The organism is Streptomyces sp. NPDC006733 (genome assembly GCF_040636125.1).
GTDB lineage: Bacteria > Actinomycetota > Actinomycetes > Streptomycetales > Streptomycetaceae > Actinacidiphila.
Genome location: NZ_JBEYJD010000003.1, coordinates 238,062 through 256,937, shown reverse-complemented (window position 1 = coordinate 256,937; position 18,876 = coordinate 238,062). Strand labels below are relative to the sequence as shown.

Annotated in this window: 19 protein-coding genes; 12 read left to right on the top strand and 7 right to left on the bottom strand. The window is 73.2% G+C overall.

Annotated features, from left to right (window positions below):
• Positions 1-112: 112 nt before the first annotated feature.
• Positions 113-574, bottom strand: a complete 462-nt coding sequence (locus ABZ721_RS05290; protein WP_358787220.1) for a hydrolase — start codon at positions 572-574, stop codon at positions 113-115.
• A 49-nt stretch (positions 575-623) separates the two neighbouring features.
• Positions 624-1,496, bottom strand: a complete 873-nt coding sequence (locus tag ABZ721_RS05285) for an NAD(P)H-binding protein (protein ID WP_358787219.1) — start codon at positions 1,494-1,496, stop codon at positions 624-626.
• 90 nt (positions 1,497-1,586) lie between these two features.
• On the opposite strand from ABZ721_RS05285, the gene ABZ721_RS05280 reads away from it, so the two are divergent.
• Entirely contained in the window at positions 1,587-2,327 is a 741-nt protein-coding gene (locus ABZ721_RS05280) for a TetR/AcrR family transcriptional regulator (RefSeq protein WP_358787218.1), read from the top strand.
• A 43-nt stretch (positions 2,328-2,370) separates the two neighbouring features.
• Here ABZ721_RS05280 and ABZ721_RS05275 read toward each other — a convergent pair whose 3' ends face one another.
• Both ABZ721_RS05275 and ABZ721_RS05270 read right to left on the bottom strand, forming a co-directional pair.
• Entirely contained in the window at positions 2,371-2,895 is a 525-nt protein-coding gene (locus tag ABZ721_RS05275; RefSeq protein WP_358787217.1) for a hypothetical protein, read from the bottom strand.
• 114 nt (positions 2,896-3,009) lie between these two features.
• Positions 3,010-3,900 carry a helix-turn-helix transcriptional regulator gene (locus ABZ721_RS05270; RefSeq protein ID WP_358787216.1) on the bottom strand — a complete coding sequence of 297 codons (891 nt, stop codon included), beginning with the start codon at positions 3,898-3,900 and terminating at the stop codon, positions 3,010-3,012.
• Between the two features lie 138 nt (positions 3,901-4,038).
• Between ABZ721_RS05270 and ABZ721_RS05265 the strand changes: the two genes are divergently transcribed.
• A complete protein-coding gene (locus ABZ721_RS05265; RefSeq protein WP_358787215.1) occupies positions 4,039-5,001 on the top strand; it encodes a hypothetical protein in 963 nt (320 codons plus the stop codon).
• A gap of 114 nt (positions 5,002-5,115) precedes the next feature.
• On the opposite strand, the gene ABZ721_RS05260 is transcribed toward ABZ721_RS05265, so the two are convergent.
• Positions 5,116-5,901, bottom strand: a complete 786-nt coding sequence (locus ABZ721_RS05260; protein ID WP_358787214.1) for an SDR family NAD(P)-dependent oxidoreductase — start codon at positions 5,899-5,901, stop codon at positions 5,116-5,118.
• 285 nt (positions 5,902-6,186) lie between these two features.
• On the opposite strand from ABZ721_RS05260, the gene ABZ721_RS05255 reads away from it, so the two are divergent.
• The 10 genes from ABZ721_RS05255 (at position 6,187) to ABZ721_RS05210 (ending at position 16,199) form a co-directional block, all read left to right on the top strand.
• Positions 6,187-7,011: an endo alpha-1,4 polygalactosaminidase gene (locus tag ABZ721_RS05255; protein ID WP_358787213.1), complete on the top strand. Its 825-nt coding sequence runs from the start codon at positions 6,187-6,189 to the stop codon at positions 7,009-7,011.
• 77 nt (positions 7,012-7,088) lie between these two features.
• Positions 7,089-8,420 (top strand): ABC transporter substrate-binding protein, encoded by a 1,332-nt coding sequence (locus ABZ721_RS05250; RefSeq protein ID WP_358787212.1) that lies wholly within the window; start codon positions 7,089-7,091, stop codon positions 8,418-8,420.
• A 10-nt stretch (positions 8,421-8,430) separates the two neighbouring features.
• Positions 8,431-9,381 carry a sugar ABC transporter permease gene (locus ABZ721_RS05245; protein ID WP_358787211.1) on the top strand — a complete coding sequence of 317 codons (951 nt, stop codon included), beginning with the start codon at positions 8,431-8,433 and terminating at the stop codon, positions 9,379-9,381.
• Entirely contained in the window at positions 9,378-10,271 is an 894-nt protein-coding gene (locus ABZ721_RS05240) for a carbohydrate ABC transporter permease (RefSeq protein WP_358787210.1), read from the top strand. Before ABZ721_RS05245 ends, ABZ721_RS05240 begins: the two co-directional genes overlap by 4 nt.
• Positions 10,272-10,353: 82 nt before the next feature.
• Entirely contained in the window at positions 10,354-11,310 is a 957-nt protein-coding gene (locus ABZ721_RS05235) for a carbohydrate kinase family protein (RefSeq protein WP_358787209.1), read from the top strand.
• On the top strand, positions 11,307-12,617 hold the full coding sequence (locus tag ABZ721_RS05230) for an alpha-glucosidase/alpha-galactosidase (protein ID WP_358787208.1): 1,311 nt from the start codon (positions 11,307-11,309) through the stop codon (positions 12,615-12,617). Before ABZ721_RS05235 ends, ABZ721_RS05230 begins: the two co-directional genes overlap by 4 nt.
• A 185-nt stretch (positions 12,618-12,802) precedes the next feature.
• Positions 12,803-13,384: a hypothetical protein gene (locus ABZ721_RS05225; protein ID WP_358787207.1), complete on the top strand. Its 582-nt coding sequence runs from the start codon at positions 12,803-12,805 to the stop codon at positions 13,382-13,384.
• Positions 13,377-14,648, top strand: a complete 1,272-nt coding sequence (locus ABZ721_RS05220) for an MAB_1171c family putative transporter (protein WP_358787206.1) — start codon at positions 13,377-13,379, stop codon at positions 14,646-14,648. Before ABZ721_RS05225 ends, ABZ721_RS05220 begins: the two co-directional genes overlap by 8 nt.
• Before the next feature lie 26 nt (positions 14,649-14,674).
• Positions 14,675-15,142, top strand: a complete 468-nt coding sequence (locus ABZ721_RS05215; RefSeq protein ID WP_358787205.1) for an NUDIX hydrolase — start codon at positions 14,675-14,677, stop codon at positions 15,140-15,142.
• Positions 15,143-15,224: 82 nt separating this feature from the next.
• On the top strand, positions 15,225-16,199 hold the full coding sequence (locus tag ABZ721_RS05210) for a DUF389 domain-containing protein (protein WP_358787204.1): 975 nt from the start codon (positions 15,225-15,227) through the stop codon (positions 16,197-16,199).
• Positions 16,200-16,219: 20 nt separating this feature from the next.
• Here ABZ721_RS05210 and ABZ721_RS05205 read toward each other — a convergent pair whose 3' ends face one another.
• Both ABZ721_RS05205 and ABZ721_RS05200 read right to left on the bottom strand, forming a co-directional pair.
• The gene (locus ABZ721_RS05205) at positions 16,220-18,154 is read right to left on the bottom strand and encodes a PAS domain S-box protein (RefSeq protein WP_358787203.1); all 1,935 of its coding nucleotides are present in this window, start codon (positions 18,152-18,154) and stop codon (positions 16,220-16,222) included.
• A 166-nt stretch (positions 18,155-18,320) separates the two neighbouring features.
• Positions 18,321-18,842 (bottom strand): flavodoxin domain-containing protein, encoded by a 522-nt coding sequence (locus ABZ721_RS05200; RefSeq protein WP_358787202.1) that lies wholly within the window; start codon positions 18,840-18,842, stop codon positions 18,321-18,323.
• Between the last annotated feature and the right edge of the window lie 34 nt (positions 18,843-18,876).

Below are 18,876 nucleotides of genomic sequence, written 5' to 3'. Positions count from 1 at the left end.
GCTGAGAACAACCGTCCCGCAGAATGTTCACAGCTTTGTGACGGCATGTTGCCGACTCGACCACGAACCGGCCGTCGAGCCGTGCCGTCGAACCGTACCGTCGGACGGGCCGTCAGGCGGCTGCCACCGACTTGGCGCCGATCAGGATGCGGTACCGGTCGCGTGCCGCGAAGTCGGCCAGGGTCCAGACGGCGGGGCGGCCGGCTTCCGCACACAGGTGCAGGACCGCGTCGTCGTCGACCCAGACACCGACGTGGGCGCCGTACGGGTCATCGGTGGCGTTGAAGAGGAGCAGGTCGAGCGGCTCGAAGGACTGCACGCGCACGGTGGCCTCCGTGTCCTCCCACAGGTCGCTGGAGCGCAGCGGTGGTGGGGTCAGGCCGAAATGGCGGAGTACCGCGTAGGCGAACAGCTGGCAGTTGGCGCCCGCCGCGAGGTCGGGCAGCCGGGCCACGGCTGCCGACCCGGGGAAGCGGGAAGCGGCGTAGGGAACGGTCCACAGGTGCGCCGGGAGCCGGGGGAGGAGCGGTCCCGGGTCGCCGGGGCGGCGGGGGTGCGAAGCGGGGTCGGCCATGGCCGTCACTCTCGCACGCTGCCCGGCGGACGCGAGCGGCCGGACGCGGTCAGTGCGAGGCCGCGGTGGCCAACTGCTCGCGCAGCAGTGTGCTCAAGGTGGTGGGCTCGCGGCCGAGCAGCGTGGCCAGGGTCGGGTCGACGGCGGCGAACTCGCCGGCGCGGGCGGCGGTGAAGACGCCGAGGAGCTGCGCCGCGGCTTCGGCGGGGACGCCGTGGCCCACCAGTTGCTCGCGGAACTGCTCGTCGGTGGTGGTGGTCCGGGTGACGGTGCGGCCCGTGCACTCGCCGGCGATGGCCGCGAGGTCGTCGAAGGTGAGGGCCTGGGCAGCGGTGAGCGGCGGCGTGGGGCCGTCGAAGCGGCCCTCGTCGGCCAGGACGGCGGCGGCCGCGTCGGCGAGGTCGGCGTGCGCGGTCCAGCTGACGGGTCCGTCCGCGGGGAGGGCGACACTGCCGGAGGTGGGGGCGTCGCCGAGGAACTGCAGCGCGTTGGCGGCGTAGAAGCCGTTGCGCAGCGAGGTGAACGCGACGCCCGAGGCGCGCAGCGCGTCCTCGGTTGCGGCGTGGTCGCGGCAGGGCTGGAAGCGTGACGCGGCGCCGGCGCCCATGTGGCTGGTGTAGAGGATGCGGCGGGCGCCGGCCGCGACGGCTCCGTCGATCGCGGCACGGTGCTGCCGGACGGCCTCGTCCCCCATCTTGTCGACGGAGACGATCAGCACCTGGGACGCGCCCTCGAAGGCGTGCGCGAGGCTGCCGGCGTCGGTGAAGCTGCCGTGGCGCACCCGCACGCCCTGGTCGGCGAAGCCCCGCGCCTTCTGCGGGTCGCGGACGCTGACGCCGATCCGGTCCGCCGGGACGCGCGTGAGCAGCCTCTCGACGATCTGACGGCCGAGCTGTCCGGTGGCTCCGGTCACGATGATCATGGTGTTCTCCAACGCTGTGGTTCCAATGGAATCAGCAAGAGCGTATCACTGATATTAACGACGGAACCACTGAGCCTGTATCGTTGATATATGCCACCACGTTCACGCGCCGGCCAGGGCGCTCCCGCCGGCGAATCCGACCCCGCGACCGCGGCGGACCCCCGTCAGCGGGTCATCGAGGCCGCCGCCGACCTGCTGGCGCGCGAGGGCCGCGACGCGGTCACCACCCGCGCGGTCGCGGTCGCGGCGGGACTGCAGCCGCCGGCCATCTACCGGCTGTTCGGCGACAAGGACGGGCTGCTGGACGCGGTGGCCGAACACGGTTTCGCCGCGTTCCTCGCGACCAAGCACGTCGACCCCGACCCGCCGGACCTCATCGAGGACCTACGGGCCGGCTGGGACCTGGCGGTGGAGTTCGGACTGCGCAATCCCGCGCTGTACACGCTGATGTACAGCGAGCCCACCAGGCCCGCGTCGCCCGCCTTCGAGGCCGGCATGGAGATCCTGATGGGCCGCATCCGCCGCCTGGCCGCCGCCGGCTGGCTCCGCGTCGACGAGGAGCTCGCGGCCACCCTCATCCACGCCACCGCACGCGGCGCGGTGCTCACCTGGCTCTCGCTGCCGGAGGACCGGCGCAACCCGGCGCTGCTGACCATCCTGCGGGAGTCGATGGTCGCCGCCGTGACCTACCAGGAGCCGGCCGTGACGGCCGCGGGCCCGGCCGGCGCCGCCCGCGCCCTGCGCGCCGCGCTGCCCGACCGGACGACGCTCAGCGCCGGCGAGCAGCATCTGCTGGGGGAGTGGCTGGACCGCCTGGCCGCCGACGGCTGAGCCGCCGCCGGCGGGCCGGTCGAAGGCGGGGTGCCGGATGGCGTCAGGAGATGCCGTTCCTGGTCGCCTCACCCAGCAGGGCCGGCACCAGGGCGGGCTCCGCTCCGAGGGCGAGGAAGGCCAGGGTCGCGGAGCCGCGCCGTACGATCTCCACCCGGTGGAAGGACATCAGGAGTGACTGACTGACCATCCGGTGCAGCGACGACACCTCGCTCCATCGGACGACCGCCCGCGTCCCGCCGAACAGGTTCGTGACGAGCAGGCCGTCCGCGAACAGGTAGCACCGGCAGAGCCCGAACGCGGCGGAGACACGGCGCCAGACCAGCCGCAGCGTGTAGAGGGCGAGCACCACACCGCTCGTCACGACGCCCTTGACCAACGCGTTCGAGGGCTGCCGGTAGATCAGGAGGGCCATTGCGGCGACCGCCAGCCCCACGAGGAGCCGCCGCCCGACCTGTGCCAGCCCACCCGCCAGCCCCGCTATCGGGTGACTGCCGTGTGCCGTCCCGAGCCCGAGCCCGTCGATGTGGTCGCGCGGCACGAAGTGCCGTCCCCGGTCCTGTCCCATGGTTCCCCTCTCGCCCAACTCCCTTTCCCGGCCGACGATATGCCGCGCCGGGCCTGCGAGGGCGGCGTTGGAACGGGCGAACCGGGGTCGAGCCGCGACCGGATCGCATGCCCCTCATGCGTCGGCGGAATGCCGCAGGGTGCGTCGGCCCGGGTCCGCCGTCGCCTGCGCGAGGAGGCGCAGGGCGGCCCGGGAGGGCGAGCCGGGGGCGGCGGTGACCATGACGACGGACTGCTCGGGGTCCGACGAGCCGGTCAGCGTCTGCTGCCGGATCGTCAGGGAGCCGACCAGGGGGTGGTGCAGCTCGTACTCGGCGGTGTCGCAGGCCCGCACCCGGTGGTCGGCCCACAGGCCCGCGAACTCGCGGCTGCGGGTCGTCAGTTCGCCGATGAGCGCGGTGAGCCGGGCATCTCGCGGATGGCGCCCCGCCACCAGCCGCAGATTGCCGACCACGGCGCGGGCCTTCGCCGGCCAGTCCGCGTACAGCTCGCGGGTGTGGGCGTCCAGGAAGACCAGGCGCGCCATGTTCGGACGGTCCGCCGGGCGCTCGGGGCCGGCCGGGTCCATGTGGCCGGCCAGCAGCGCGTGCCCCAGGGCGTTCCAGGCCAGCACGTCGCTGCGCCGCCCGGTCACCACGACCGGGACGTCGTCCAGGGCGTCCACCAGGTCGCGCACGGCCGGGGCCAGGCGCTCGGGCGGCGGGCGGCGGGCTGTGCCGCGGTGCCGGCAGCACGTGGCGAGGTCGCGCAGGTGCAGCCGCTCCGTCTCCTCCAGGCGCAGCGCGCCGGCGATCGCGTCCAGTACCTCCACGGAGGCGTGGCAGGAGGCGCCCTGCTCCAGGCGCGTGTAGTACGAGGCGCTGACGCCCGCCAGGAGCGCCAGTTCCTCGCGGCGCAGCCCGGGAACCCGGCGGCGCTCCCCGTAGGTCGGCAGCCCGACGTCCTGCGGCCGCAACTGCGCCCGCCGGGCCTGCAGGAACGTTCCGAGCTGTCCATGTGCGTCCATGGCCACGAGTATGCGGCGGCGACGGCCCGCGCAGCCTGCCCCCGCCGGGGATAGGCAGAGCCGGGGCTGGCTGCCCGCGGCGGGCGCGCCCACTGTGGGACCGGCACCACGACACCGACCACGACGCAGGGAAGAAACGTGTCAACGAAGTTCGCAAGGAACGTACTGCTGGCCGGCCTCGCAGCGACCTCACTCACCATCGGCTGGCCCGCCGCGGCCACGGCCTCCGCCGCGCCGGTGTCCGGCACGCACCTCACTCACCACTTCGACCTGGCCGGCGGCCAGATGCCGGAGAACATCGTCCTCGAACCGGACGGCAGCCTCGACCTCTCCTTCTCCGCCGCGCGCCAGATCGCCCAGGTCACCCGCGGCGGAACGGTCCGGGTGCTGGCGACGCTGCCCGCGCCGGCCGACGGCGGCGTGCACACGCCGGCGCTCGGCTTCCCGCTGGTCACCGGCCTGGTCAGGGGCGGTGACGGCACGCTGTACTTCCTCTACGCCACGGGAACCGCCGACCTCACCGGCGTCTGGCGGCTCACCCCGGGCGGAGTCCCGGAGCGGATCGCCGCGCTGCCGGCCGACGGCCTGCCCAACGGGCTGGCCCTGGACGGCCGGCGGCTCTACATCACCGACTCGGTCCGCGGCGTCATCTGGCGCGTACCGGCCGGCGGCGGCGACGCGACGGTGTGGGCGGGCGGCGCCGAGCTCGCGTCGACCGGGTTCCTCGGGGCCAACGGCCTGAAGGTGCACAACGGCGCCGTCTGGGCGTCCAACATGGACCAGGGCACCGTGCTCCGCTTCCGGCTGCGCAAGGACGGCACCGCGGGCCCCGCCGAGACCCGGGCCGACCATCTGCCCGGCATCGACGACTTCGCCTTCACCGGGCGCGGCGACCAGTTGGTGGCCGCGCTCGACCAGTCGAACGAGGTCGCCCTGGTGGAACCCGGCGGCACCCACACCATCGTGCTCAGCGCCCGGGACGGCCTGCAGAACCCCACCGCCGTCGCCGTGCGCGGCGACACTGTCCACGTGACCTCGGCCGCCTACCTCACCCGGCAGGACCCCAACCTGCTCACCGCCCGCCTGCACCCGCACTGCTGACACCTCGGCACGCCACCTGTGCCGCAGGGGCCCCGCACCCGCCGGGCCCCTGCGGCGCGGGTGCGGTGGGCGAACCGTCCCGCAGGTCCGCTGAGCGGCGGTCGGTACGGTCCTTCACCGCCTGCCCACGGCATGGCGCGGGCCCATCTGGCCGACGAGGATGCCGCCGTCGACGGGCAGGCTCACACCGGTGATCCAGGCGGCGTCCGAGGAGGCCAGGAACGCCACCGCGGCCGCGATGTCGTCGGGCAGGCCGACCCTGCCGAGGGGGTAGTGCGCGGCGATGGCCCGCAGGTCGGCCTCGCGCCCCGCCCAGGCGTCCGTGTGGACCGTGCCGGGGGCGACCAGGTTGACCCGGACCCCGCGGGGGGCGGCGTGGCCGGCCAGGGTGCGGGTGAGGCTGGCCAGGCCCGCCTTGGCCGCGCTGTAGGCGTGGTTGCCGAAGTCCTGCTCGCCGTTGACCGAGCCGATGCTGACGATCGCGCCCCGCCCGCCGGGAGCGGCCGCCAGGTGCGGGAGGGCCGCGCGGGCGCAGCGGAAGGCGCCGGTCAGGGTGATGTCGAGGTCGCGCGCCCATCCCTCGTCCTCCTCGTCCTCGAAGAGCGGGGTGTCCGGATGGCAGGCGTAGGCGTTGTTGACCAGCACGTCCAACGTGCCGAACCGCTCGACCGCGTGGGCGACGGCGGCCTCGATCGCGGTGCGGTCGCCGACGTCGCAGGCCAGCGCTTCGGCCGCGCCCCCGGACGTGCGGATGGCGGCCGCCGCCGTCTCGGCGAGGTCCCCGTCCAGGTCGGTGACCAGCACCTGGGCGCCTTCGGCGGCCAGCCGTCGGGCGGTGGCCGCGCCGATGCCGCGGCCCGCTCCGGTGATCAGTACGCCGTATCCCTCGAAACGTCTCATGCGCGGCTGACTACCCGTCCGTCATCGCCGCTGAACTGCCGCAGAGCCCTGCTTCGCTGCGTATCTGAGCGCTTACGCTTCGCGTTCAATCATTTCGCGCATGTTTGAGCTCTTGACATGACTAATTCTGCTCGATTTACTTCCGGGCAACGCCGGAACGGAGTATTCGGCGCCAGAGGTACGCCTAGCCGGTAGACGGCCCACGAGCCGAGAGCCCGGACAAAGTCGCCAGGATCGCTGTCAGCGTCCGAGGCGGGGACGTACCCCCCCATCATCTGGAGCCCGATGATGCGCAGCACCCGCTTCTCCTCCCGTCGGTGGCTGGCCGTGCTCACGGCCGCCGCCGCCGCGATCATCACCCCCCTGCTGGCGACCCCCGAGGCCGTCGGCGCGCCCGCCGCGGTGTCCCTGCCGCCGGTGCACGCGGGATTCGACTACCAGATCGGACAGGCCTACACCCCGCCGGCCGGGGTGCGGGTCGTCACCCGCGACCACGACGCGTCCCCGGCCGCCGGGCTGTACAACATCTGCTACGTCAACGCCTTCCAGGTCCAGCCGGGCGCCGAGGGCCAGTGGGACGCCGACCTGCTGCTGCGGGACGGCAGCGGCAAGGTCGTCTACGACGACGGCTGGGGCGAGGCCCTGCTCGACCTGCGGACCGCCGACAAGCGGCAGCGGGTCGCCGCGAAGGTCGGCGGCTGGATCGACGGGTGCGCGACCAAGGGCTTCCAGGGCGTCGAGCCCGACAACTACGACAGCTACACCCGCTCCCACGGGTTGTTGACCGCCGGCGCGGCCAAGTCCTACATCACGCTGCTGGCCGCGCGCTCCCACGCGCGCGGGCTGGCGATCGCCCAGAAGAACACCTCCGCCCTGGCGGGCTCCCGCACCCAGCTCGGACTGGACTTCGCCGTCGCCGAGGAGTGCGGCACCTACTCCGAGTGCGGTGACTTCACCGACGCCTTCGGCAGCAACGTGATCGTCATCGAGTACTCGAAGAAGGGGCTGAGCAAGGCCTGCGCCGGGTGGGGCGGCCAGTTGAGCATCGTGCGCCGTGACGTGGACGTCTCAGCGCCCGGCAGCAGCGGATACGTCCGCCAGACCTGCTGACGCGTCGCAGACCCGGTACGGCCCGCGCCGCACCGTGCCCTCACCGCCCGACCCGCTCGCTCTTCCTGGAGGTATCGATGGCCGTCGGCCCTCACCGTCCCGCCCGGCCGTCGCGGCGCAGCGTTCTGCGGCGCGGGGGCGGTGCGGCCGTCGGCGCCGCCGCCGCGGCACTGGTGCCCGGCTGCGGCGCCGGGTCCGGCGACGGCGTCGGACCCGACGGGCGCGTCACGATCGAACTGTGGCACGGGCAGACCGACACCGGCCGGGCGGCGATCGAAGCGCTGGTGAAGGAGTTCAACCGCACGCATCCGGACATCCGCGTCGACTTCGGCGGCGGGGTCCTGGCCGATGTGATGCTGCAGAAGGTGACCGCCGCGCTCGCCTCCGGGTCCTACCCCGACGTGGCCTACGTCTTCGGCTCCGACCTGGCCGGCATCGCCCGCAGCCCGCAGGTGGTGGACCTGACCGACACCGTCCGCTCCGGCCCCGTCCCGTGGTCCGACTACTGGACGCCGGCCCGCGAGGCGGTCACGGTCAACGGGCGGGTGCGGGCGGCGCCCGCCCTGCTGGACGCGCTCGCCGTGGTGTGCAACAAGAAGCTGTTCCGCGCCGCGGGCGTGCCGCTGCCCGAACCGGGCTGGACCTGGCAGGAGTTCCAGGAGACCGCCAAGCGGTTGAACGACCCGTCCCGCGGCGTCTTCGGCACCGGGTGGCCCGGCGTGGGCGACGAGGACACCGTGTGGCGGCTGTGGCCGATGGTGTGGGACCTGGGCGGCGAGGTCATCGCCGCGAACGGGCGCGGCATCGGGTTCGCCGAGGCCGGGGTGCGCGCGCTGGAGACGGTGCAGGCACTCGCCCGCGACCGGAGCGTGTACATCGATCCCAAGCCCGGCACCGAGCAGATGTACCAGGTCTTCGCGTCCGGCCGGATGGCCATGGTCGCCACCGGTCCGTGGCAGCTGCCCGACATCGCCCAGGCGGACATCGACTACCACGTCGTTCCGCTGCCCAGCTACAGCCGCCGCCCGATGACCATCTCCGGGCCCGACACCTGGACGGTGTTCGACAACGGTGCCGCCCGGGTGCGGGCCGCCCGCACCTTCGTGGGCTGGCTCATGCAGCCCCGCCAGGACGTGCGCTGGGACATCCAGGCCGGCAGCCTGCCGCTGAGCCGGAGCACCCAGAGCCTGCCCGAGTGGACGGCGCGGGCCGCCGGGACCGAAGGGCTGCCGGTGTTCACCCACGCCCTGGAGTCCGCGCGGGTCCGGCCCGCGCACCCCGCCTACCCGCAGATATCCGAAGCCCTGGGAGAGGCCGTCGTGGCCGTGCTGCTCAGCAGGAGCAGCCCCGCCGCCGCCCTGCGCCGCTGCGCGGACCAGGCCAACGCCGCCCTGCTCATTCCGCGTTGAGGAGCCCCGCATGTCCCGTCTACCCGCCCCCCTCACGCTCTCCGACGCCGCCCGCACACCGCGCCCGCGCCGCCGCGGACGCCTGCGCGAGTCCGCGACCGCCTGGGCGTTCATCTCCCCGTCGGTCCTGGTCATCCTCGGACTGAGCATCGTGCCCGTCGCCTGGTCGCTGCTGCTGTCCTTCCAGGCGGACGACCTGGTCACCCCCAGCCGCTGGGTCGGCCTGGACAACTACCGGGCGCTGCGGCACGACCCGCACTTCAGCCAGGCGGTGCGCAACACCGTGCTGTACACCGCCCTGTACGTGCCGCTGAGCATCGGCCTGGGGCTGGCCCTGGCGCTGGTGCTCAACCGGCGGATCCGGCTCGTCGGGCTGTACCGCACCTTGATCTTCGTGCCGTTCGTCATCTCGGCCACGGCCCAGGGCGTGCTGTTCTCCTTCATCCTCGACCCGCAGTTCGGCGCGGCCAACTCCGCCCTGCACGCGCTGGGCATCTCCCCGCAGGGGTTCCTCACCGACCCCGGCCAGGCGCTGCTCGTGCTCGTCGCGATCTCCCTGTGGAGCGGCACCGGATTCTGCGTGGTGGTCTACCTCGCCGCCCTGCAGGACGTCCCGCCGTCGCTGCTCGAAGCGGCCCGGCTGGACGGAGCCGGCCGCCGCCATCTGCTGCGCCACGTCGTGCTGCCCACCCTCACGCCGGTCAACGTCTTCCTGCTGCTGTGGCAGACCATCAACGCCCTGCAGGTCTTCGACCTGGTGTACGTGACGACCAAGGGCGGGCCGCTCGGCTCCACCACCGTGATCGTCTACTTCATCTGGGAGCAGGCCTTCAAGAACTTCACCGCCGGCTACGGGGCGGCGGCCGCCTACGTCCTGGCCGTGGCCCTGCTGCTGGCCACCGGGGCGCTGCACGTGATCCGCCGCCGCGGGCCTGCCCGCCTGCAAGGAGCTGCCCGATGACCGCGACCACCACCCTCCCCGCCGCCACCGGGCACCCCTCCGAGGCGGCGCCGGGCGCCGCCCGGCGCCGGCGGGCGCGGCTGCCGTTCAGCGCCTGGCACCTGCTGCTCGCCCCGCTGGCCCTGCTCTTCGCGATCCCGCTGATCTGGCTGCTGCTCAGCTCCGTGATGAGCAACGCGGAGATCAACCGCTTCCCGCCGGCCCTGTGGCCCTCGCACCTCGACCTGGGCGGCTACCGCTACGTGCTGGGCAACGCCATGTTCCCCCGCTGGTTCGCCAACTCGTTCATCGTCTCGTCGGTCGCGGTCGTGTCCAACCTGGTGTTCGGGTCGCTCGGCGGCTACGCGTTCGCCCGGATGCGGTTCGCCGGCTCGCGCACCCTGCTGGCGCTGATGCTGGCGACGATGGCGATCCCGTTCCAGCTGACCATGATCCCGACCTTCCTGGTCATGAAGCGCCTGGGGCTCATCGACACCCTGGGCGCGCTGATCGTCCCGTCCCTGGTCACCCCGTTCGCGGTGTTCCTGCTGCGGCAGTTCTTCCTGTCGCTGCCGCGCGAACTGGAGGAAGCGGCCTGGATCGACGGCTGCTCACGGCTGAGGGTGCTGTTCCTGATCGTGCTGCCGCTGTCCCGCCCCGCGCTGAGCACGGTGGCGGTGCTGACGTTCCTGACCACGTGGAACGACCTGTCCTGGCCGCTGATCGCCATCAACCACGACACCCACTACACCCTGCAGCTGGGACTGACGACCTTCCAGGGCCAGCACCACACCCAGTGGGCCGCGGTCATGGCGGGCAACGTCATCACCGTGCTGCCGGTGCTGCTGGCGTTCCTCTGCGCGCAGCGGTCCTTCATCACCTCCGTCACCTCCAGCGGCCTCAAGGGCTGAACGCCGGGCCCCCGGCCCGCTGCCCGTTCCGACCCGACCCGACCCGCGACCGCACCCCGCTCCGCGACCCCAGGAAGCTCCCATGCCCCACACGTTCGACCTGCTCGTCATCGGGGACGCCAACCCCGACGTGATCCTCGGCCCGCTCGACGCCCCCCTGGCCTTCGGCCAGCGCGAGCAACTCGTCGACAGCGGCCTGCTCACCCTGGGCGGCTCCGCCGCCATCATGGCCTGCGGCGCGGCCCGGCTGGGGCTGAAGGTCGCCTTCGCCGGACGGATCGGGGACGACGACTCCGGGCGCTTCGTGCGGGCCGCCCTGGCCGCCCGGGGCGTCGACACCCGGGCGCTGCGCCTCGACCCGGACCTGCCCACACCACTGACGGCGGTGCTCACCCGCGGCGGCGACCGGGCGATCCTCACCGCCCCCGGCACCCTGGCGGCCACCGGCGGCGACGACGTCCCCGCAGCGCTGCTCGCCGACTGCCGCCATGTGCACGCGGCCTCGTACTTCCTGCTGCCCCGACTCGCCGACGCCCTGCCCGGCCTGCTGCGCACCGCGCGCGAGCACGGCGCCACCACCTCGCTGGACACCAACGACGACCCGGCCGGGCGCTGGACGCATCCGGGCCTGGAGACCGTCCTGGCCGCCACCGACATCCTGCTGCCCAACGCGCAGGAGGCCCGCGCCCTGGCCGGCCCCGCGGCGGCCACCACGGACGAGGCCGCCGCGCGGCTCGCCGCCCGCGGACCGCTGGTGGTGGTGAAGGACGGCGCCGACGGAGCCCTCGCCCACGACGGCCGCACCCTGCTGCGCACCGCCGGGACCCCGGCCACCCCCCGGGACACCGTGGGCGCGGGCGACAGCTTCGACGCCGGCTACGTCGCCGCCGTCCTGGCCGGCCTGCCGGCCGCCGCGGCCCTCGACTTCGCGGCCGCCTGCGGCGCCCTGTCCACCCGCGCCCACGGCGGTACCGCCGCTCAGCCGACCTGGGACGAAGCCCTGGCGGCCACCACCCGCAATGGAGAGAACCCCGCATGACCACCTGCAAAATCGCGTTCATCGGTGCCGGAAGCGTCGTCTTCACCCAGGGTCTGCTGGCGGACCTCTTCGCCTTTCCCGAGCTCAAGGACGCGCACATCGCGCTGCACGACATCGACGCCGGCCGGCTGGCGACCGCCCACGGCGCGGCCCGCCACATCGCCGGCGAGCGCGGGGCCGCCCCGCGGATCACCGCCCACGCCGACCGGCGCGCGGCCCTGGACGGTGCCGACTTCGTCATCAACATCGTCCAGGTCGGCATGCGCGAATCCACCCGCACCGACTTCGCCGTGCCCGCCTCCTACGGTGTGCGCCAGACCATCGGCGACACCCTCGGCATCGGCGGTATCTTCCGCGCGCTGCGCACCTTCCCGCTGCTGCGGTCGCTGGGCCGGGACATCCAGGAGCTGTGCCCCGACGCCTGGCTGCTGAACTACACCAACCCCATGGCCATGAACGTGCAGTACCTCACCCAGGCCACCGGTCTGACGCGGGTCGTCGGCCTGTGCCACTCGGTGTACTGGACGATGCGCGACCTGTCCGACCTGCTGCGCGTGCCGTACGAGGAGGTCTCCTACCAGGCCGCGGGCGTCAACCACCAGGCCTGGGTGCTGCGCTTCGAACACGACGGCACCGACCTGTACCCCCGGCTGGACGCGCTGATCGCCGACGACGCGCAACTGCGCCGCCGCGTGCGCGTGGACATGTACCGGCGGCTGGGCTACTACCCGACCGAGACCAGCGAGCACTCCTGCGAGTACGTGCCGTGGTACCTGCACCACGACGACGAGATCGAGCGGCTGCGGCTGCCGGTCGGCGCCTACCTGGACATCGTCGACGAGAACGCCGCCGAGTACGAGAAGACCCGCGCCGCCCTGGCCTCCGGGGCCCCGCTGCCGGTCGAGGGGACCATGGAGTACGCGCCGCAGATCATCCACAGCATCACCACCGGTACCCCCCGCACCGTCTACGGCAACGTGCCCAACCACGGCCTGATCGACAACCTGCCCGCCGCCGGCACCGTCGAAGTGCCGTGCCTCGTCGACGCGCTGGGCGTGCAGCCCACCCGCGTCGGCGCGCTGCCCGCCCAGTGCGCGGCGCTGAACCGCACGTACCTGAGCATGAACGACCTCGTCGTCCGCGCCGCCCTGCACGACGAGCCGCGCCACATCCGGCACGCCGCCATGACCGACCCGGCGACCGCGGCGGCCCTGCCCGTCGAACGCATCTGGGACCTGTGCGACGACATGGTCCGCGCCCACGCCGAGCTGCTGCAGCCCTCCCTGCGGGCCACCTTGGGCCACTGACGGGCGCAGACATCCGCGCGGCGCGTTCCGGGGGGTGCCGCGGGGGCGGCCGGTGCACGCGGTGTCCAAGGGGTGGCGTACCGTTACTGCTCGACCAGGCGAACCCGACGGCCGCTGCGACGTGAGCGTGCCCGCCGACAGGACCCCACCGGTCCTGCCCACGGCACCTGCGAGGAGGAGCGGCCATGTGGTGGCAGCGCCGCGATCCCATGGCACCGCGGGCCCTGCGCCGGGAGTGCCGCCGCATCCTGCGCGAGATGCCGGTGCCCGACCCCTTCACCGTGGCCGCGTTCATCAGGAACATCGAGGCCGAACGGGGCCGGGAGATCCGCCTGGTCGAGCTGCCCGCCGACGTCCCGGGCCAGACCGGGGCCTGCGGCCTGTGGGTGAAGCACCATCGACGTCCCCTGGACCTGATCCTGCACGTCCAGGGGGCGACGAAGTTCCACCGGAAAAAGATCATCTTCCATGAGCTGTGCCATCTGTGGTGCGAGGACGGCTCCGGCGCGGAGCGGGAGCAACTCGCCCTGCTCTTTCCCGGCATGCCCGCGGAGATGCTCGACCGGCTGCTGGCCACCGGCCAGGTCCTGGCCCGCGGCGGCTACGCCACCCACGCCGAGGCGCGGGCCGAGACGCTGGCCGATCTGCTGCACCACGAGACCCGCCACGCCCCGATCACCGGCGACGTGACGCTGCGCAATCTCGACGAAAGCCTGTCGCGGCCCATCGCGGGTCCGCGCCGCAAGAAGGTGCTGCCTCATGACTGACGCCATCGCTTACGCCATCATCGCCCTGCTGCTCTTCCAGGCGGTGTGGCGAATACCGGCCGCGCTGCGCGGGCAGTCCCGGGAACGGTCGCTGTGGGGCGCCTTCGCGGCGCTCGCCGTCGCGTGGCTGCTCCGCACCGACCTGGGCCGGGCGGTCATCGACGGCCTGGGCGTCGTCGACCTCGCGACGCTGCTCAAGCACGTCATCACCATCGCCGGCATCTGCGTGCTGCTGCGCTACGTCACCGCCGTCGACGGCGACGGCGCCGCGTCCGACCCCGCCGTCCTGCGGCGGGTGCGCGTCACCGCGGCCGTGCACCGCATCGCGACCCGCGCGTCGCTGGCCACCGTGCTCGTCATGGCCGCGGTGTTCTTCCTCGTGCTGGACCGCACGCACACCGAGAGCCCGTACTTCATGGCCCGGCACGCCGGCGAGGTGGGACTGGCGCTCTACATGGGCCTGTTCTACCTCTACACCGCCGTGGCCGCCGCGGTCTGCGCCTACCAGTGGGGCGGCTCCGCGCGCCGGGCACGGCGCTGGACGCTGCGGACCGGCCTGACGATGATGGCCGTCGCGATGGCGCTGGCCGTGCTGTACGCCGTCGTGCGCACCGCCTACTGCGCGCTGATCACCGTCCGCACGGTCTCCGCGCACGTCATCAGCGTGCAGGAGAACATCACCGACACCATGCTGTACCTGGTGTTCCTGCTGTGGGCCGTCGGCGCGATCGCCCCGGCGACCCAGGCCCTGGTCGACCGCCGGCGGGCGAAGCGCGCGCTGACCGCCCTGTACCCGCTGTGGCGCGAACTGGCCCTCGCCGTCCCCTCGGTCATCCTGCGCGCCCCGAGCAATGTCCTGCCCGGCCACGGCTTCTCCGCGCCCCTGAACCGGGCCCGGGACCTGATGCGGCTCTCCCCGCCGCCGTCGCTGCGGCTGGAGCGCTACGTCACCGAGATCAGCGACGTGCAGCGCACCTTGAGCCACTACGCGTCCCCGGGCCTGTACGAGCGGGCCACCGCACTCGCCGACCGGCAGGGCCACCCCGAGGACGCGGCGCGAGCCGTCGCCGACGCCTACTGGATCAGGAGCGCGCTGGCGGCCATGGCCGCCGGCAGCGCGGCCCACAGCGCTCCGGTCGACGTGCCGCCCGCCGACGACGACTTCGATGTGCAGGTGGAGCGGTACGTGCGGACCCGGGCGGCCTTCGGCCGCACCGACCCCGACACCGCCCGCGCCCTGCTGCAGAGCAATGTGACCGTGTAACGGAACCCCGTACCGCGAGAGAAAGCGTGAACAGCACCGACATGACCGACAACAACGCCCGCCCCACCGTCTCCGCGGGCCTGCTGTGCTTCGACGAACACGGGCACGCCCTGTTCGTGAACCCGACCTACAAGCCGTTCTGGAACCTGCCCGGCGGCCATGTCGAGCAGGGCGAGACCCCCGGGACCGCCGCCGTGCGCGAGGGCCGCGAGGAGCTCGGCATCGACGTCGAGCTCGGCCCGCTGCTCGCCACCGCCTGGATCACGGTGCCCGGCCGCGGCGAGCAGGTGCTGTACGTCTTCGACGGCGGAGAGCTGAGCGCGGAGCAGCAGGCGGCGATCACGGTCCAGGAGAGCGAACTCAGCGAGCACGCCTTCTTCCCCACCGACGACATCGATCCGGCGGTCGCCCCGCCGCACCTGCTCGGCGTCCTGCGGGGCGCGTTGCGCGCCCGGGCCGGCGGCGGTGTGGCGTACCTGGAGGTCACCGTCTGATACCCGTTCGGCCGCGGGGCGGGCCGGTCGGGGCACGGGACGGCGATTTCCCGAGCATCACGGGGCAGGGCACAATGCGCAGGTGCTGCATGTACGAGTGATCACGCCCGCCGACCGGACCGACGAGGTACTGCGTATCGTCCTGGAGTGCCCGGGGGCCGCCCACGCGGTCAGGTTCCCCGGGGCGGCGTGTTCGCCACCGGGGGACGTGGTCGAGTTCAGCCTGGCGCGGGAGGCCGCCAACGCGGTACTCGACGAGCTGCGCGCGCTGGGCCTGAAGGACAGCGGCGCCATCACCGTCGAGCAGATCGACCTGTCGATCTCGACGGCGGCCGAGAAGGCGGAGGAGGCCGCGCCGGGCGACCCCGAGGACGCCGTCGTCTGGGAGGAGCTGGCCGCCCGGGTCACCACGGACACCCGGTTGAGCTGGTCGTACCTGGCGTTCCTGGCGCTGGCCACGCAGATCGCGGCCATCGGCGTGCTCGCGGACCAGCCGATTCTGATCGTCGGCGCCATGGTGCTGGGACCGGAGTTCGGCCCGGTGGCCGCGTTCTGCTTCGGGATCCTGCGCCGGCAGCCCCGTCTGCTCGGTACGGCCGTGCGCACGCTCGTCGTCGGGTTCGCCGCGGCGATCGCGGTGACCGCGGCCTGCGCGGGGGTCAGCCGGCTGCTGGGGTGGATCACACCGGACATGCTGGACGACCGGCCGATGACGGAGTTCATCGTGCACCCCGACCGCTGGTCGTTCATCGTGGCGCTCCTGGCCGGCATCGCCGGCATCCTGTCGCTGACCGCGGGCAAGTCGTCCGCCCTGGTGGGCGTCTTCATCTCGGTCACCACGGTGCCGGCCGCGGGCAACATCGCGGTGGCGCTCCCGCTCGCGCACTGGCACGAGGTCGGCGCGTCGCTCGTGCAACTCGGCGTCAACCTCGCGGGCATGGTCATCGCCGGCGTCCTCACCCTCCTGCTCCAACGCCTGCTGTGGGCCCGCTTCGGCCTGCGCATCACCTCCGCCCCCCGGCCCCGGGGCGCCGAGCCCCCCATCACCGCGGGCTGACCGGGAGGACGTGTACGCCGTCAGGCCCCCGCCGACTGGGGGTGCCGGGAGGCGGGCGTCCGCGGAGGGCCGCCGGGCTTCTGGGTGCAGGTGAACCACACCGTCTTGCCGGTGTCCGTGGGGCGGGTGCCCCAGTGGGTGGCGAGGGCGTCCACCAGCAGCAGGCCGCGGCCGGACTCGTCGCCCGGCTCGGGGACCCGGCGCTGCGGGGCGCGGGTGCTGCGGTCGGTGACCTCGACGGTGATCTCCCGGGCGGTGCGGTGCAGGCGCAGCGTCAGCGGCCCCTCGGCGTGGCTCACCGCGTTGGTGAGGACCTCGGAGGTCAGCAGGCAAGCGGTCTCCGCCGTCTCCTCGCACCCCCAGGCGCGCAGCGTGGCCCGCACGAAGCGGCGGCCGCCGGCGACCGAGACCGGCTCGGCCGGCAGTTCCGTCGAGGCCGCGGCGACCGGTGCCGCCGGGATCCGGGCCAGGAGCAGGGTCACGTCGTCGGCGTGCCCGTCCGCGTCCGGCCGGAGCGCGGTCAGCACCCGGTCCGCGACCTCCTCCAGGCTCGCGGCCGTGGCGAACGCGGTGCGCAGCTCGGCGGCGAGGAGGGCGAGTTGGACGTCGATGTCGGACCGCGGCGTCTCCACCAGCCCGTCGGTGTACAGGACCAGGGTGGACCCGGCGGCGACGGGGACGCAGATCTGCTGGTACGGGATGTCGCCGACGCCGAGCGGAACGCACACCGGCGCGGGCAGCGGCGTGATGGTGTGGTCGGGGGCGACCAGCAGGACGGGCAGATGCCCGGCCGAGCAGATCGTCACCTCGCCGGCGTCCGGGTCCACCACCAGATAGCAGCAGGTGACCAGTTGGTCCGGCAGATCGCCGACGAAGGCGTCCAGCGCCTCCACCAGCTGCCGTGGTGACAGCCCGGTCTTGGCCAGCGCGCGGGCGGCGGAGCGCAGTTGCCCCATGACGGCGGCGGCCTCCAGGCCGCGGCCCATCACGTCGCCGATGAGCACGCCCACCCGGCCCGCGCCGAGCGGAATGAGGTCGAACCAGTCGCCGCCCACCCCCGCGCCCTGGGTGGCCGGGAAGTACCGGCTCGTCGTCCGCATGCCGGGCAGCTCCGGCGGGGAGCCCATGAGGCTGCGCTGCAGGGTCAGCGCGATGTGGCGCTGCTGGCGGTACAGATCGGTGAGTTCGCGCTCGGCGCGCTTGCGGTCGGAGATGTCCCGGACGACCGAGCAGGCGCCGGTGATCGTGCCGTCCCGTCCCGTGATCGGCCACAGGGTGACGTCGACAGTGAGCAGGCGGCCGTCCTGGGTGACGCGGAACGTCTCGAAACGCTCGACGTGTTCGCCCCTGCACAGGGTCTCCAGCAGGCCGGCGATCTCCTCCTTGCGGTCGGCGGGGGCGAGCATCACCACGGGCTGGCCGATGGCCTCCTCCGCGGTGTACCCGTACAGGCGCTGGGCCGCGGCGTTCCAGTAGGTGATCGTGCCGTCCAGGGTCTTGGCGAGGATGGCGTCCTGGGACGACTCGACGAGCACCGCGAGCTCGTTGATGCGCTCCTCGGCCGCCTTGCGTTCGCTGACGTCCCGGACGGCGGCGGAGACCAGCAGCCCGTCCGCGGTCTGCAGCGGGCTGAGGCTGATCTCCACGGGGAACTCCCGGCCGTCGCGGCGCCGTCCGTACAGCTCGTGCCCGGCTCCCATGGGGCGGACCTGCTGGTTGGCCGCGTAGTCGTGGCGGTGGCGGCGGTGGTCGGCGTGGAACCGCTCCGGAACGAGGATCTCGACGGGGGACCCGAGCAGCTCGCTGCGGGCATAGCCGAACAGGGTCTCGGTCTGGGCGTTCACGAGTCGGATGGTGCCCCTGCCGTCGATGATGATCATGGCGTCGGGCGCCGACTCCAGCAGGGCCCGGAACATCGCCTCGGCCGTGCTCCCGTCCGGCACCGTGTACGCCATGTCGGGCCTCCCCTACCGCCCGCTTGGGTGGCACGGGATTTGTAGGACATTAGTCCTTCATGTCCGCTGTACGCCTCGGAGACCGATTCTGGTTCCGATCGGCCGGACTTGTCGTTTTGCCAGCGGCCTATGCCGCGATTCCCTGGCCCGATGAGCGTTCCTCCCGTCAGCGCTTGCCGGGAACGCCGGCGAGGGCGGCGGCGATCTCGTGGGCCCAGGCGCGGACCCGTTCACGGTCGCGGAAGTCGCCGCCCTTGCCGTTCTTCAGGAGCTGCCGCGCGATGAGGCCGCGGGCGCCCTCGGCCAGCCGCCCGCCGAACGTGATGTGGCCGCGGGCGTTCACCCGGGTTGCGATACGCGCGACCCCGGGCACGGCCGCAATGGAGCGCTCGGCGGCCGAGCTGTCGAGGGGGCCGCTGCTGAACAGCCAGACGTCCTGCTCGCTCAGCGCCTGGCGGTGACGACGGGCGAAGCGGGTCGCCTCTGCCGGCCAGCGGCCCGCGTACAGGCCGGCGCCGAGGACCACGGCGTCGTACGGCGCGAGGCTGGGGACGTCGGAGACGGGCGCGACCTCGGCATCGAGGTGCTCCTCCCGCAGCACCTCGCAGATCCACCGGGCGATCTCGGCGGTCGATCCGTTCTTGCTGCTGTAGGCGACGAGAGTGTGGGGCGCGTGCGTGGCATTCATCGGTTTCCCTCCTCGGACACCTCGGCCTGACGGC